The organism is Microbulbifer mixtoriginis (SeqCode) (assembly GCF_052466715.1).
Genome location: NZ_CP174288.1, coordinates 2470566 through 2486536 on the forward strand (window position 1 = coordinate 2470566; position 15971 = coordinate 2486536).

Below are 15971 nucleotides of genomic sequence, written 5' to 3' on the forward strand. Positions count from 1 at the left end.
GAAAGTGGTAACCCAATGACCATAAAAAAGATAGTGCACCTCTGCTCTACACTTGCCCTGGCACTCTCCGCCACGACCTCACAGGCGGCGAACTACGCCGGCAATACTTTCGAAATCGAGATGATCGTGTTCGAACGCCCCCAAGGTATGGCACAAACCAATGAAACCTGGCCTGCGGAGCCGAGCCTCACATACCCTGCTCGCTGGGTGGACTTTGAAACCCCTGCACCCCGGGAGGAAAAAGCAGAATCCCCTGTCGCAACCGCATTCCCTGAATCCACAGAGCTCCCCCAAGAAGATACAGCATTGGACGAGGAGCCTGTCAGCTTTGCAGTCAGCGAGTTCGGCGATCACAATATTGACCAAGCTCCCCCCCTCCGCTTACTCCTCTCCCCCGTAGACACCAAGCTGGATACTAAGGCGGCAGCTCTAGTGAGAGGCGGGGATCGCATTTTATTCCACAAAGCTTGGCACCAAGTTTTGGAGCAAAAACATAAGTCACCAGCAATCCTGATTGATGGTGGCGAAACCTTTTCAGGGCACAGCCAGCTGGAAGGGTCAGTTACCCTGAGCGTCTCACGCTATTTGCACCTGAGCACAAACCTTTGGCTCAATGATTTCTCTGCTCCCGCATCTGCGGAGGGTATCCGCCTGCCTCATCGACCCAAGGCTGCTCCAACACCCTCCGAGGAGACAATTTCTTTCTCTGCCACGAATGAGGGGCTTATTGCTTCCAATCCGAATAGGCATAACTTCTCAAACGCAGCAGGAGATCAGGAGCCCATAACCTTAGATGCCCCAGCTGAGCAACCGGTATATGTTATGCGGGCCGCTCATTTACAACATGAGCGCCGTATGCGAAGCGGCCAACTGCACTATATTGACCACCCGGCTTTTGGTATTTTGATTGAAATTCGCACTGTGGCTGAAAACAACGAAGAAGTCACAGAAGAAACCACCCCAGTTACCTTATAAACAGCCAATTAATACTCTTTCAAATACCCCCTTCAAAGGGGGTATTCCATATGCAATAGCATATTTAACCAAACAAATTACACTTTCTTAAATCTATAAAAGCCGAATCGAATCCGGCATAACAGATAACACAACCAAACCAATTTGACTGCAATTTATAAAATAAAATTTTACAAAGGCAGCAACTTAACGATATCCGGCAAGAAACAAGTACAAAGACACGGAAGGCGAAGAGAAAAACTCACCCCATTATTACAACACCCTCGCTCAAGTGAAAATCACTAGAAAAGCAAAATAGCCAAATAAAATAAAAAAGCTTAATAAAGAAGCAGCGATAAAGATTTTTAAATTTATTCCGCCAGACAGAACTGAAACCCTGACTCCTAACATTAAATTGGTTTCAAGACTATTAAAGCTTCATAAATAGCCTGGAGTGCTTTCAGAAACTAAAGGCGCAGGTAATTAATACATTTCAAAATATAACGAAACTCGTGGAACGGGTCATATATGTATGCAGACCGCCATAAGACACATATTGAACCAAGCGAATGGAGAAATAGAAAAGCGAGCTGAAAAGCCCGCTTTGGAGGCGCTGGCAGAGCTGGCGGCTGGCACCGCAAACTCTACGCGACAACAGTTCTTTCAACGAGTGATCCGAAAATCACTCACAGGGAACAACATCTTCCGCCAGCAGTCCTTTGTCACCTTGTTGCATTTCGAACTCAACCGCCTGCCCCTCGTTAAGGGTTTTATAACCCTCTCCGCGAATGCTGCGATAGTGAACAAAAATATCTTCAGTTCCTTCTCCACAGGTGATGAAGCCATAACCCCGTGCGTTATTAAACCACTTCACTGTACCTGTAACGCGATCACTCATTGAGAAAACCTCATTATTGTTATTGCGCCTACCTCTATTACCTCACTGCTCAATTCGGCAAGAGGGGCAAACGCCACCCCATTGTTAACAAACTGCTCCATGCAGAATGCTATCTTGCTTCACCCTATTGAGAGTAACCCAAAGGGCGTAACCTGATTCTTAGATAAAACAGCGCCAGTGTCTAGGTTTCTATGTGAAATAAATACTACGTTTTTACCAATAGGCGTAATTAACCGTCAAAACCCCAATTAAGCGCGATATTTAAACTAAACATTTGTACCTTATCGCACTCCCAATACTCAACTGTCTAACGCGGCTTCTCGCGCTAATGAAGGAATATCGGCAATATGTACCGTCGAGGTCGGAAATGCACAAGAAGCACCATGGCGCTCAATTATATTGAGTACATTCAACAAAACATCCTGTTTGATTTCATGGTATCTCACCCACTCTGTCGTTCTGGTAAAGGTGTATATAAAGAAATCAAGGGATGAGGCTGCAAAACTATTAAAATTAACAATAAGAGTTCGGTTGGCATCTATTTCCGGGTGATGCTGTAACATTTTCTTAACATCTGCCACTATCTGCGCCATTAAATGACCATCTTCATAACGAACCCCAATAGTTTCAAAGATCCTGCGATTGAGCATTCGCGAAGGGTTCTCGACAGAAATCTGCGTGAAGACACTATTGGGCACATAAACCGGGCGCATATCAAAGGTGCGTATGCGAGTCAGGCGCCAGCCAATATCTTCTACAGTCCCCTCAATCTCCTTGTCGGGGGAGCGTATCCAATCGCCAACCGCAAAGGGGCGATCTAAGTAAATCATCAGTCCACCAAAGAAATTCGCCAGCAAGTCCTTAGCGGCAAAGCCTACCGCCAACCCCCCGATGCCACCAAAGGCCAAAACGCCGCTGACGCTATAGCCCAGGAACTGCATAATCACTATACCCGCAGTGATAGCGATCGAAGCCCGCACCAGCTTGCCGATGGCTCTAACCGTGGTGGCATCCATCGGCTTGCCAATATAGCGGGGATTGCAAAGGTTACGCTCCGCGCTGTGCGAGAAGCGCCAAGCGAACCAAGAGAGGACCAGAATAAGGCCTATCTCGCGGGCAGGCTCTGCCAGGGAGAAAATCTCTGCACCCGTCGCCTGACCCGCACGCTGGGCGGCCACCGTGAGCCCCAACAGCCAGATTAATACTTGTCCAGGAGGGGAGAGAGCCCCTACCAGCGCATCATCCCAGGGATTGACAGTCTTCTCAGCCCTGGCAGCCAGTTTTTGCACAAAGCGGCCGAAAATCCAGGCCGCCAGTGCGGAAGCTAATACAATAAGAAAAACAGAGATTATCCAAACCCGGTTATCACCCAGCCAGGACAACAGCACACTCTCTACGGACTCCACAATTCCCCCTCCGCTTATAAAACCGGCTCCAGCCGCCCATAGGTTCTTGGAGCAAGCTGCGGAAACCGGTATTTCTCAACTACTGCATTATTGAAGCTAACCAGCTGCGAGTTCTATGCCAGCGCTCACTTTTTTCGAGTTCCGCCCAAGAGGTGATTGAGGGTCTACCCCGCATGGCTTTCAGACGCTCACTCGATTCCGCTGCGGGAATAAAGTTCTGCAGCCCAGCGAGAGACTCCAAAGCCCCTGCACGGTTATTGCAGACTACGCCCATATCACAACCCGCTTCCAGAGCAGCGCGGATTCTCTCCCCATAACCACCGGCAGCTTCCGCCCCCTCCATGGACAGATCATCACTGAAGATAACCCCATTAAAACCCAGTCGTCCTCGCAAAATATCCTGTAGCCAGTAACGGGAGAAACCCACCGGCTGACTGTCTATATTGACGAAGCGAATGTGAGCGGGCATCACCGCATCCAGTTCATCGGCCCCTATGCAGTCAATAAAGGGCAAGGCATCGCTGGCCAGCACCTGCTCCAGGGAGCGCTCGTCTTGAGGAAGCTCCACATGGCTATCTTCAAGCACGTGCCCGTGTCCTGGAAAGTGCTTGCCGGTTGTAGCCATACCAGCCTCACGCATCCCTTGAATAAATGGTCTTGCAATAGCCGTCAGGTGATGGGGGTTGGGACAAAAACTGCGATCTCCAATAACTCGGCTGTGGCTGTCATCGGCATCCAATACAGGGGCGAAACTGAAATCCATCCCTACAGCCAATAACTCAGAGGCAAGCAACCAACCCACATCCTGCAGCTGTGCTGCTGAAGCCTCGGCGGACAGTTTTTGCATGGAAGGCAAACGCGTGAACCCCTCTCGAAAACGCTGTACGCGCCCACCCTCCTGATCAACAGCCAGCAGTATCTCTGGGCGCACAGATCGAATATCGGCAATCAGAGCTTGAATCTGATCGCGATCGCGATAATTGCGCGCAAAGAAAATCAAACCACCCACGAGCGGGTGGCGCAAAAGCTCGCAATCCTCATCAGTGAGCTTCTGCCCTTCGATATCGATCATCACCGGTCCGAGTGATGCAGGCATATTCAGTTCCTCTAAGATTCACCAGCTGCGAAGTTTAACCGGACTCCACCTTTAGCATTGCCGAAGCGGCCGGCACAAGGCGCTCCAAAGTTTCCGGCAGGCTGCTCTGAGCACCAAAATCCTCTCTCAGGATAGCCTCTATGGCATCGTAGCTCGACAAGGTGAAAATAGTGGCCCCTAACATAAAATACAGGCGCCAGTAGAAGGTCACGGGATCAACTCCCGGTAAGGCCTCGGCCAGTAGGCCTGCGAAGCGTCGGTAACTATCACCGTAACGAGACACTATAAAGCGGCGTAAGTGCCCCTGAAACTGCGTATAAGCCAGTCCCAGCAGGCGCATAAAGCGCTGAGCATCCAGCCCAAGTTGGCTCAGACTGCCCAACCCAACTCGGTATAGGCTCTCCAACAACCCTTCAACCTTAAGTGGTTGGCCAGAAGCTATGCGTCGATCCAACTCTGCTTCCAGCGCATCGGTAAATGGTGTTAGGAAACGCTCAAAGACCGCCTGGATCAACTCTTTCTTAGAACCAAAGTGGTAGTTGACCGCCGCCAGATTGACTCCGGCAGTACTCGTAATAGTCCTAAGGGATGTCTCGGTAAAGCCGCGCTCGGCAAAGAGCGCTTCGGCAGCATCCAAGATGCGGTTAACGGTATCCATCTGACTCATAGATATCAAACCACCATTTAAAACAGCTGTTTAATTTCGGCCAGAGTAGCACACTCCCAGCTCGCTGGCGGCTTATTGCACATACAGAAAGAACGGTTGTAGGGGGAAGTCCAACCTGGCGAATCCCCATAGGCAAAATTGGTTTGGTAAATTGGCAGGATAAGATGTAATTACCGAAGCGACTGACCACTACCTCTTCCCATAGGCCTTAGTGCATTCCACTGCGTGGGAAGAAAGATAGGGGCGCTAACTACTATTTAGGGACGAGGCACAGCCGTAGGCTCTGTATTTTGGCCTCTACTTCCTGTATTCCTGTTTTTTCTGCCTCCCCTACTCCTCGCCCTATCCGATTGTTAATTAATAAAGAAAGTAACCTAGACATCTCGAAAACTTTTTAATCCCTGGCTCGCATATATTTCATAATCAAATCTGCAGCCTCTTCTACTGCATCCACCACATGAAACAGGTCTAGATCAGCAGAGTCGATACAATTCCGTTCCAATACCGTATCTACCAGCCAATCGTACAGCCCTCCCCAATAACGCTTGCCCACCAAAACTATTGGGAATCGCCGTACTTTTTGAGTTTGTACTAATGTCAGCGCCTCAAATAATTCGTCCAGCGTGCCGTAGCCCCCGGGTAAACCCACAAAGCCCACGGCATGCTTCACAAACATAAATTTACGCACAAAGAAATAGCGAAAATTCAAACTGATATCTTGGTAAGGATTAGCTGCCTGCTCAAAAGGCAGCTCGATATTTAATCCGATTGAAGTACCAGGCTGCTCAAAAGCCCCACGATTACACGCCTCCATCAGACCCGGCCCGCCACCGGTCATCACAGGTATCCCCTCTGCTGCTAAAAGCTCCCCAAGCTTCACCCCTTGCTGATATTCCTGGCTATCTTCAGTGAAACGCGCACCGCCAAAAACTGTTACCGCCCCGTTAAGCGCAACTAAACGCTCAATTCCATCAACCAACTCAGATTGAATGCGCAGAACTCTCCAGGCTTCAGCCATTTTCGCATCAAGCATTATTGTTCTCCCTTGCTGTCAGTTCTTTCAACTATTCTTTTCATTCCCTGTTTTCTTAAACAATGTAGCAGCTGGACTGCAGGCAGGTGCTCAGTTTGCGAGATCCTTAAATCTGTATATAATCCCAGCAACTGTATAAAAATACAGAAACGCTAGGTAAATCTATGACCAATCTCACCGCACGCCAGACTCAAGTATTAGAGCTGATAAAAGCCTACCTGGACGACACAGGTTACCCTCCCACCCGCGCAGAAATCGCCCAAGAGCTGGGTTTTCGCTCGCCCAACGCTGCAGAGGAACACCTCAAAGCACTGGCACGGAAAGGAGCCATTGAGATGGTTGCCGGTGCCTCCCGAGGTATTCGAATTCCCGACCACCAATCGGGACTTCCCATCGTGGGGCGTGTCGCCGCAGGCAACCCTATTCTGGCAGCCGAACATATTGAGGATTATTGCGACCTGCCCGCCAGTTTCTTCCACCCACCGGCAGATTATTTATTGCGGGTACACGGCATGAGTATGCGAAATGCCGGCATTCTCGATGGGGACCTTCTTGCAGTGCAGAAGACCGAACAAATCAGAAACGGGCAGATTGTAGTTGCGCGGATTGATGATGAAGTAACCGTTAAGCGCTTCCGCCGTAAAGGTAATCAGGCAACGGTACAACTCCTACCTGAAAACGAAGACTTTGATACCATTCAAGTAGATATGCGGGATAAGAACTTTGTGATCGAAGGGTTAGCGGTGGGCGTTATTCGCCAAACTCCGTGAGACTAAAAGATTTACCGACAATCAAATACAATAACAGCGGCTTCTAGCCGCTGTTATTTCACTTAATTTTTCGCCTTTACCGTAGATTAGTGAATCGTATGGTTAACCGGCATCGACTCTTCCTCTTCAAAGTAACCTGGCTCCAGGTCATCGAGATTTTGCACGGCTTCTATACCCGCCTCTAACATGGCCCGGGCTACCGCTACCTTGTGCTTTCGCAAAAATTGGAGACTCTCGGCTGAGAAACGAATACTCACCAGAGGGTCCTCCTCATGGCCGGCACGGCGCAGAGCCACATCGCCATTGGCCAACTCGATAATCTCAAAAGTTTCGGAGGACATTTGCTTTCCCTTCACTGCACATCAGTTTGCGCCCAGTGTACCACAGGCAATTTAGAAGTTTCAGTGGGCGCAAAAAGATGAATAGAAAGGTAGCTGAGTCCTCTTAGCACTCCTCGAGGTTGGCACGCTGTCTAAGTATCAGCTCACTGAGAGCTTTGTGCCATTTAAGCAGCGCTTCGAAAGAAAGCTCAATTGGTACTGGTCCGGCGATATTGTGAGTCGGAATAAGGTTATCAGCTTGCCCTTTTTCCTCCGCTAATGTAGGCAGCCTTAAGAGCTGGTTCCACGCGCGTAATAATTCGCTAAGCCAACTCCCTGGCTCTGAGAGCAATGACTGCAGTTCACCTACTTCAAGGCTCGCTCTCCCCTGGCTGTGTAGGCTATCAAAAATAACCTGTACAGACTCCGGCTCAAAACCCAATTGCAGCTGGTGTGACAGTTCAGCCAGGAAAGCCTGATAGGCTTTCCACAGCTGCAACAAAGCACCTTCTTCCATGGCCATTCGCTGAATAGTAGAGTCATAACTACTTGTGGCCAGCAGCTGACTCTTACGCAATGCCGAAGTGACTAGGCCGGTATAGGGGTTACTCATTTACTTTTTTGCCGCCGCTTTCTTAGCTGCCGGCTTTTTCTTGGCCGCCGCTTCGACTTTCCAGGCACCATCCCGGTAAAAAGCCTTCCAACCCGTGGCCTTTCCATCCTCCTCAGACTGAACATACTGCTCTTGGGTCTTACGGCTGAAGCGAACTACGGTATCGCGCCCCTGATCATCCTGTGAGGGAGCCGAGAACAAGAAACTGTACTTAGGGTCAATCTCACTTTGGTGAGGCAGCAGCTCTTTTATCAGCGGGGCACGGGTCTCACGGTTTTTCGGAAACTGGCTGGCGGCCAGGAATAATCCGGAGGCACCATCGCGGAGAATGTAATGATCCTCAACCTTCAGGCAAGCCAACTCCGGCATAGGAACCGGATCCATTTTGGGTGGCGCCGGCTGGCCATTTTTCAACAGCTTGCGGGTATTCTTACAGGCTTCGTTAGTACAGCCGAAGTATTTACCAAAACGGCCTGACTTCAGCTGCATGTCGCTACCGCACTTATCACACTCAATAATCGGACCGTCATAGCCCTTAATTTTGAACGTGCCCTGCTCTACCTCGTAACCATTACAGTCTGGGTTATTACCGCAGATATGTAGCTTTCTCTGCTCATCAAGCAGATAACTATCCATCGCCGTGCCGCACTTGGGACAGCGGCGTTTCTCCCGCAGCTGGCGGGTTTCGGCATCTTCGTCCTTATCCGCGTCCACGGCCTCATCGCCTGAAACCAGATTCATCGTGTTGGTGCAGCGCTCCTTAGGAGGAAGCGCGTAACCGGAGCAACCAAGGAATACACCGGTAGAACCTGTGCGGATCTGCATATGGCGACCGCACTTACTGCACTCGATATCGGTATCTGTCGGCGTGTTGCGCCGCATACCCGCATCGCTGGACTGAGCTTTTTCCAGCCGAGAGGAGAAGTCTTGATAAAACTCGTCGAGTAACTGCTTCCAACCTTTATCGCCATCGGCAACCGCATCCAGAGACTCCTCCAGGCTTGCGGTAAAACCGTAGTCCATCAGATTTTTAAAACTTTCGCTGAGGCGGTCGGTGACAATATCACCCATTTTTTCCGCGTAGAAACGGCGGTTCTCAAGCCGCACATAGCCCCGATCCTGAATTGTGGAAATAATAGAGGCATAGGTTGAGGGCCGGCCAATACCACGCTTTTCCAGCTCTTTCACCAGAGCGGCTTCGCTAAAACGAGCCGGAGGCTTGGTGAAATGTTGTTTCGGGTCCAGCTGCTGCAGAGACAGCTTATCGCCAACCTGAACATCAGGCAGCAGCAGATCTTCATCTTTCTTGCCCGCAGGAGGGGCAACTTTGAGAAAGCCATCAAAACGAATCACCCTGCCGCGAGCACGCAACTCAAAGTCACCGGCACTCACCACAATTGAGGTCGAAGTGTATTTTGCTGGGGTCATCTGACAGGCGACGAACTGCTGCCAAATCAGATTGTAGAGCCGCTCTGCATCCCGCTCCGCACCTGAGAGCATATTGGGGGCAACACGTACATCGGAGGGACGAATTGCCTCGTGAGCCTCTTGCGCTCCCTCCTTGCTGCTATAACTAACGGGCTTTTCTGGCAGATACTTATCGCCAAAATTCTCACCGATATACTGCCGGGCCGACTCAACCGCCTCTTTACTTAGATTGGTCGAATCGGTACGCATGTATGTAATATGACCGGCTTCGTAGAGACGCTGTGCAAGGGTCATGGTTTTCTTGACACTGAAACCGAGACGATTACTAGCCGCCTGCTGCAGTGTCGAAGTAATAAAGGGAGCACTAGGCTTGGAACTGGTAGGCTTATCGTCACGACCGCTAACAACAAACTCACTACCCTGAAGCAATTTCACCGCGCTATTCGCATCGGCTTCATTGGTGGGGCGGAAAGTTTCACCAGCTTGTTTTTTAACCTCTAGCCGCAGCTTGTTCGCTTTGCTGGTAGCGGTATCAGCGAAAAGCGTCCAGTACTCCTCAGGAATGAAAGCGCGGATCTCACGTTCGCGCTCTACCACGAGACGAACTGCCACTGACTGCACCCGGCCAGCAGAGAGTCCTCGGGCAACTTTCTCCCACAATAGTGGGGAGACCATATAGCCAACAATACGATCGAGGAATCGGCGAGCCTGCTGGGCATGAACCCGATTGATATTCAGGCGGCCGGGATCTTTGAACGCCTCCTGGATCGCGGACTTAGTGATTTCATTAAAAACCACTCGGCGATAGCGTTCGTCATTACCGCCAATTGCTTCCCGCAAGTGCCAGGCGATCGCCTCTCCCTCGCGGTCCAAATCCGTTGCCAGATAAATGTGATCGGCATTCTCAGCCAGCTTTTGCAACTCGCTGACTACTTTTTCCTTGCCTGGCAAAATTTCGTAGTGAGCCTGCCAGCTATTATCCGGGTCGATCCCCATGCGCTTGATCAGCTGCGCACGATTTTTCTTGCGCTTGTAAGCCTCTTTCGCCTCAGGGGAAAGCTTACGAGTCTCTGCCGCACGCCTTGCCCGTTCTTTTGCGTCAACGGGCTGTTTGTTGCCGCCACCGGTTGGCAAATCGCGAATATGACCGACGCTGGACTTAACAACAAAGTCCTTGCCGAGATATTTATTGATGGTTTTCGCTTTGGCCGGTGATTCGACGATGACCAGTGATTTACCCATAAGCCTTTGATTTCAAATGAAAAATTTACTGCTATCCGAAGCATTTCAGGCCCATCAATCGGGCCTGCGCTGCGCGAATATATAAGCCTCAGTCAAGGCGCGGTCAAGCAAAGCTGACAACTTTTAGTGCTTATTCGCCAAATTTCACCCCCAGAAAAGGGTAAAATTGTGACAATTTTCCCTATTTGAGCAGCCCGCTAAAATGCCTGTCGCCCTAGTCTTCTGGGAGCTTAATGGGACTGATCTTGCGTACAGATTCTTCTATAAGAGGGGTGTACTCCGCCAAACTCTCAGACAGCTGCGAAAAAGCTTTGACCCCGCCGTTTTCCTGCCATTGCACGCCCAATCCGACATCGGTTGCGATAATCGCACAGCAATCCGCCGGCAAGCTATCCAACAACTGGTGCAATTGCTGCCATGCTGCCTGGGGAGCTCTCACACTGTTGCCCCAATCCCAACTACCGGCAAAATTCATTTCGTGCGTAATCCGCTGGCGCTGTAGCTTCCAACCAATCTGTAGACGCTTTCTATCCTTCCACCGATAGTAATAAACCGCTGCGGTCCCCTCCCCCAAAGCTTCAGGTAAGGCTTGAATTTGCACGGTAATACCTGCCCTGGCGGCACGGCCACGCAAATCAGCCAGACGGCTGTCGCGCTGATTGGGCTTCAGCCACATCACTGGCCCCAGCACCAGGGCAATAGCAAAGCCAATAATGATTACCGGTAGCCATTCGGACATAAAAGTTCCTTATGATGGTTTTACAAACGGCCTATTCTGCGGCGCCATATATGATCCATGTCAAACAGTTTTTTTTGCGATAGACTGAAAATAGCTGTCGTAAGAGGCCCCACTGGGCAAATAGAAAAGACAGGAGCTAATGGAAAATGGCGAAATATGAACGAATATTGGTGGGCCTGGACCTCTCGGAAGAATCCTCACAAGTGCTGGAAAAAGCGGCCTCCCTCGCTGAAGCTTTCAATGCCGAAATCAGCTTGATGCATGCCATTGAGCCACTGACATTTGCCTATGGTGGGGATATCCCCATGGATTTATCAGAGGTACAGGATCAGCTGCAGAGACAGGCCAAGGAACAGCTTCACAAAGCCGCTCTACCGCTGAATATCCCCACTGAACGACAGCATGTAATTTTGGGCCAACCATCCACCGAGATACATCGCCTAGCCAAAGATCTAGAAGTCGATCTTATTGTTATCGGTAGCCATGGACGCCATGGCCTGGCTCTTCTGCTGGGCTCAACCTCTAATGGGGTTCTTCACGGCGCCAAGTGCGATGTTTTAGCTGTCAGGGTATATGTGGACGAAGAGTAAGCCCCCACTTTCGGCGAGAGAAGGGGTGCATGGCACCACTTCTCTCCAATACTCAAACCTTACTCTTCGCCCCCCTCCAACTCCGACCATCGATCAAAAGCGGTCTCTAATTGAGTTTGTTTCTCCGCCAGTAAATTGAGCCGGTTTTGCACCTGGACTTGCTCCTGTTGATAAAAAGAAGGGTCTGCTACTTCAGCCTCTATAGCGCCAATTTCAACTTCAAGCTGTTCGATCAAGGCTGGTAAGCCATCCAGTTCACGTTGCAGCTTATAGCTGAGCTTCTTTTTCTTAACCTGAGGCTTGTCCGCTTCGACCGGCTTCGCTTTCACCTTGCCTTCGGGGACTTTTTCCTCTTTTGACTCCTGTTCAAAACTACCTCCCTGGCGAATGAAGTCCGCATAACCACCCACATACTCTCGGATACGACCATCTCCCTCGAAGGCCAGACAGGAATCCACAACATTATCGAGAAATGCACGGTCGTGACTAACTAATAACACTGTGCCTGTGAATTCCAAAAGTAACTTTTCAAGCAGCTCCAGGGTTTCTACATCCAGGTCGTTGGTCGGCTCATCGAGCACCAGAATATTGGCTGGCTGACTGAATAATTTCGCCAGAAGAGCCCTATTGCGCTCACCACCACTCAACGCACTTACCTTGGTCCGCGCTTTCAAACCGCTAAAGAGGAAATCGGATAAATAGGACATGATGTGGCGGCTTTTGCCGCCAATGGTGACAGAGTCGCGCCCTCCACCAACATTATCCAATACGGTAAGTTCAGGATTTAATTGGTCCCTGCGCTGATCAAAGTAGGCTACCTGCTGCTTTGTACCCAAACGCACCTGACCAGACTGAGACTGAAGGTCCCCGAGCAACACTCGAATTAAGGTGCTTTTACCAACCCCATTAGGACCAATCAATCCCACCTTATCACCGCGCATTAAGGTAAATGAAAGGTCGCGAATCAGGGGGGACTCATTGGGGTAGGCAAAGGTAACGTTACTAAGCTCAGCCACCAACTTACCGGATGTTTCTCCACTATCGAGAGACATCCTTGCAATGCCCTGTTGAGTTCGACGCGCCTCTCTCTGGCGCCTTAGTCCCTGCAAGGCCCGCACCCGCCCTTCATTACGGGTGCGTCGCGCCTTGATACCCTGGCGAATCCAGGCTTCCTCCTGGGCTAGCTTTTTGTCGAATAGCGCTTCGTTCCTGGCCTCTTCTTCTAAAAGTTTCTCTTTTTCTTCCTGGTAACGCCCAAACTTGCAGCGAAAAACCCGTAGGTATCCACGATCCAAATCCCAGACTGTACTGGCCAACCGCTGCGCCAAAGCACGATCGTGGCTGACGAACAATAACGCGCCCCTAAAAGTATCGAGGAATCCTTCCAACCACTCCACAGCGGCAATATCCAAATGGTTGGTGGGCTCATCGAGAATGAGCAGATCGGGCTCTGTAACCAGCGCGCGCGCGAGAGCTGCACGGCGCTGCCAACCTCCAGAGAGATCAGCCACGGATTCATCAGGACTCAAGCCGAGGCGGTCGAGCACGCTATCTACTCTAGGCAGGAGATCCCAGCCGTGCTCCGCTTCAATTTTGGCCTGTAGCTCGGCCGATGGGTCCTCCCGATAACCAGCCAATACACGCCCTATAGGGCCCAGACCCTCGGCAACATATCGGTAGACAGAATCGAGACAGCCTGCGGGTAACTCCTGCTCAAGGGTTGCCATAACCATCCCACTCGCGCGCACAATCTCCCCAGCATCTGGGTCCACCTGCCCCGCAATTAAACGCAACAGGCTGGACTTACCCTCTCCATTGCGGCCAACAAGGCAAATACGATCGCCCCGCTCAATTTTTGCACTGACGTTTTCAGCAAGCACCTGGGTCCCGTAACGCAGACTGACCCCATCCAATAGAAGCAACATAATTAGGCACTACAATTAACAGACCCAGTTAACATTCTCGCTAGTTAGTTGAATGAAACGAAAATTGATACTTCGGGTCCTGTGAAAAATTCGCTATTTTACGCTTTTTTGCCAAGCCGTCTCATAAACTTGCGCGACCAGACTCAACTTTGGGGTTACTGTCATGTCAGTTAGCACAAGTCGACTCTTCCAGTTTATTGCCCCTTTAATGGTCTGGATCTGCCTCAGCGCCCAGGCAGAGCCACAAGCATCATCGAAGGATTTGTCTCAGCAAGACAAGCCAGCCACAGGTATATCCAACCAGCGCCAGCTATTACAACAAGCCAGGATAGCGATCAAATACGGCAATAAAAAACAGTTAAAGCAATTGAAAGCCAAGTTGGCGAATTACCCTCTAGTACCCTATCTCGACTACTGGGCGATCGGAAGAAAATTGCGCCAATTGCCTCTAAAAGATATAAATCGCTTTCTCGCTGAGAATCAGGGAACAGCGGTGGGTGACTGGATGCGTATTAGGTTGCTTAGAGAGCTGGGGCAACAGAGACAATTTCAGACCTACCTAAAATACTTTCAACCTGAGAAACACAAGCGCGCGGCACTGCGTTGCTATTATGCCGACGCACTGTTTCGCCATGGCAGCAAAGACAATGCCAATCAAGTAACCACCGAGCTCTGGCTGGTTGGGCACTCACAAGTAGAGGAGTGTGACCCAGTTTTTGCCCGTTGGAAGCGCAATGGTGGCCTAACCCAGGAAAAGATTTGGTCCCGCCATTTACTCGCCTTAGAAGAGGATAACCTAGAACTCGCTTCCTATATCGCCAGGAAAATGGACAAACCCTTCCAACAAAGAGCAGCCCTACTAAGGGAGGTGCACAAATCACCCAAGCTTCTTCTCAATTACCCCCGCTTCTTACAGTCACCGGAGCATCATAGGGAAATCATTCTCCATGGATTGCATCGATTAGCTAGGGAAGATGCAGCCGTCGCTGAACAGGCATGGCAGCGCTATAGTGCCAGCCTCCTGTTTAACGATAAGGAGCAAGCCAATATGCTCCGCCATCTGGCTCGACAATTTGCTCGTCAAGACGATACCCAGGGACTGCTACAACTGACCAAGAATCACACAATGGATGATGGATATTCCATTGAATGGCTGGCGCGGCAATCCCTGCGAGAGCTCGACTGGGAGCAGGTTGCCTTTTGGATTGATCGCCTGCCACTCGAACGGCAACAGCGCGATCGCTGGCTCTACTGGAAAGCCCGCTCACTGGAAGAACTTTATGGTAAAGCGCAGTCTGGCGCAGCCTCCCTGCTCTATCGAAAAGCTGCACGGGAACGCAGTTACTACGGTTTCCTTGCTGCCGATACCCTCGGACAAAATTACAGCTTTGTAGATCGTCCCGCGCCAATCACGCCAATTCAAGTGCAGCAGATGGCCCAGCACACCGGCTTACAAAGGGCACGTGAATTGCAGGCTATTGGTGAACTATTCCATGCTCGGCGTGAGTGGAGCTACGCTACTCGGGAAATGGATCACGAGGAACTATTAGCCGCGGGCAAAGTGGCAAGCGCATGGGGTTGGTATCACAAATCCATTCAATCTGTTCTTGCGGCAGACTACCTGGATGATCTGGAACTCCGCTTCCCCCTGGCCTTTGCCGATATTGTAGAAAGTGTAAGTGAGCAGGTTGGACGGCAGAGCACGCCTCTAGAGCCCTATATGATTTACGCAGTTGCCCGCCAGGAAAGCCACTTCAGCCACGACGCCAAATCACGGTCTGGCGCATTGGGCCTAATGCAATTGCTACCCTCTACCGCACGCGCAACGGCAAAGCGCGCCGGTGTACGCTATCGACGCAGCTGGGATCTACTAAGCCCCCAAACTAATATTGCCCTTGGCAGCTTTTACCTGAGCACCCTGTTAAATCGATTCGATAACAATCGCTTCCTCGCCGCTGCCGCTTACAACGCGGGGCCAACGCGGGTTGCCAAGTGGTTAAAGGAGACTCGTCAGCGTCTGCCACACGATGTCTGGATCGAGACGATTCCCTATAGTGAAACAAGGAATTATGTACAGAATGTACTCGCTTATACGGTAATTTATGCCTATCGGAGCGGCACCAAGCTGCAACTTCTCAAGGCGCATGAGGCAGGGAATAAACTTTAAGGTGCCTCAGAATAACCTTACAAACCTCTGCCCTAACTTTGATACCGTTTAAATAGGAATAGAGCCCCCCTTGGGCACCCGAGTCATTAGGGCTTAAGGTGGGAGTTATCTCCCAATAAATGA

General features: G+C 50.6%; 14 protein-coding genes. 4 read left to right on the forward strand and 10 right to left on the reverse strand.

Going from position 1 to position 15971, the window contains the following annotated elements; genetic code table 11:
• Positions 1-15 precede the first annotated feature (15 nt).
• The gene (locus ACJJH9_RS10900) at positions 16-975 is read left to right on the forward strand and encodes a CsiV family protein (RefSeq protein ID WP_444900564.1); all 960 of its coding nucleotides are present in this window, start codon (positions 16-18) and stop codon (positions 973-975) included.
• Positions 976-1636: 661 nt separating this feature from the next.
• Here the strand turns inward: ACJJH9_RS10900 and ACJJH9_RS10905 are convergent.
• The 5 genes from ACJJH9_RS10905 to ACJJH9_RS10925 all read right to left on the reverse strand — a co-directional run bounded on the left by ACJJH9_RS10905 (position 1637) and on the right by ACJJH9_RS10925 (position 6054).
• Complete coding sequence (locus ACJJH9_RS10905) at positions 1637-1852, reverse strand: cold-shock protein (RefSeq protein ID WP_020413094.1); 216 nt, start codon at positions 1850-1852, stop codon at positions 1637-1639.
• Between the two features lie 299 nt (positions 1853-2151).
• The gene (locus ACJJH9_RS10910; protein ID WP_252081958.1) at positions 2152-3258 is read right to left on the reverse strand and encodes a mechanosensitive ion channel family protein; all 1107 of its coding nucleotides are present in this window, start codon (positions 3256-3258) and stop codon (positions 2152-2154) included.
• Between the two features lie 79 nt (positions 3259-3337).
• Positions 3338-4354 carry a beta-N-acetylhexosaminidase gene (gene nagZ, locus ACJJH9_RS10915; protein WP_444922747.1) on the reverse strand — a complete coding sequence of 339 codons (1017 nt, stop codon included), beginning with the start codon at positions 4352-4354 and terminating at the stop codon, positions 3338-3340.
• Between the two features lie 34 nt (positions 4355-4388).
• Positions 4389-5021 carry a TetR/AcrR family transcriptional regulator gene (locus tag ACJJH9_RS10920; RefSeq protein WP_444884603.1) on the reverse strand — a complete coding sequence of 211 codons (633 nt, stop codon included), beginning with the start codon at positions 5019-5021 and terminating at the stop codon, positions 4389-4391.
• Positions 5022-5415: 394 nt separating this feature from the next.
• Positions 5416-6054: an LOG family protein gene (locus tag ACJJH9_RS10925; protein ID WP_252081961.1), complete on the reverse strand. Its 639-nt coding sequence runs from the start codon at positions 6052-6054 to the stop codon at positions 5416-5418.
• A 164-nt stretch (positions 6055-6218) separates the two neighbouring features.
• Here ACJJH9_RS10925 and lexA point away from each other — a divergent pair, with 164 nt between their 5' ends.
• Positions 6219-6824: a transcriptional repressor LexA gene (gene lexA, locus ACJJH9_RS10930; protein ID WP_252081962.1), complete on the forward strand. Its 606-nt coding sequence runs from the start codon at positions 6219-6221 to the stop codon at positions 6822-6824.
• An 86-nt stretch (positions 6825-6910) separates the two neighbouring features.
• Here lexA and ACJJH9_RS10935 read toward each other — a convergent pair whose 3' ends face one another.
• The 4 genes from ACJJH9_RS10935 to ACJJH9_RS10950 form a co-directional block, all read right to left on the reverse strand.
• Complete coding sequence (locus ACJJH9_RS10935; RefSeq protein WP_152453256.1) at positions 6911-7165, reverse strand: hypothetical protein; 255 nt, start codon at positions 7163-7165, stop codon at positions 6911-6913.
• Positions 7166-7268: 103 nt separating this feature from the next.
• Positions 7269-7757, reverse strand: a complete 489-nt coding sequence (locus ACJJH9_RS10940) for a DUF6586 family protein (protein ID WP_444922748.1) — start codon at positions 7755-7757, stop codon at positions 7269-7271.
• On the reverse strand, positions 7758-10427 hold the full coding sequence (gene topA, locus ACJJH9_RS10945) for a type I DNA topoisomerase (protein WP_444886418.1): 2670 nt from the start codon (positions 10425-10427) through the stop codon (positions 7758-7760).
• A gap of 214 nt (positions 10428-10641) precedes the next feature.
• The gene (locus ACJJH9_RS10950) at positions 10642-11166 is read right to left on the reverse strand and encodes a hypothetical protein (protein WP_252081966.1); all 525 of its coding nucleotides are present in this window, start codon (positions 11164-11166) and stop codon (positions 10642-10644) included.
• Between the two features lie 146 nt (positions 11167-11312).
• On the opposite strand from ACJJH9_RS10950, the gene ACJJH9_RS10955 reads away from it, so the two are divergent.
• Positions 11313-11756 (forward strand): universal stress protein, encoded by a 444-nt coding sequence (locus ACJJH9_RS10955; RefSeq protein WP_444884600.1) that lies wholly within the window; start codon positions 11313-11315, stop codon positions 11754-11756.
• Between the two features lie 59 nt (positions 11757-11815).
• Here ACJJH9_RS10955 and ACJJH9_RS10960 read toward each other — a convergent pair whose 3' ends face one another.
• The gene (locus tag ACJJH9_RS10960) at positions 11816-13681 is read right to left on the reverse strand and encodes an ATP-binding cassette domain-containing protein (protein ID WP_444922749.1); all 1866 of its coding nucleotides are present in this window, start codon (positions 13679-13681) and stop codon (positions 11816-11818) included.
• A 163-nt stretch (positions 13682-13844) separates the two neighbouring features.
• Here ACJJH9_RS10960 and ACJJH9_RS10965 point away from each other — a divergent pair, with 163 nt between their 5' ends.
• Positions 13845-15848, forward strand: a complete 2004-nt coding sequence (locus ACJJH9_RS10965; protein WP_444922750.1) for a transglycosylase SLT domain-containing protein — start codon at positions 13845-13847, stop codon at positions 15846-15848.
• Positions 15849-15971 lie beyond the last annotated feature (123 nt).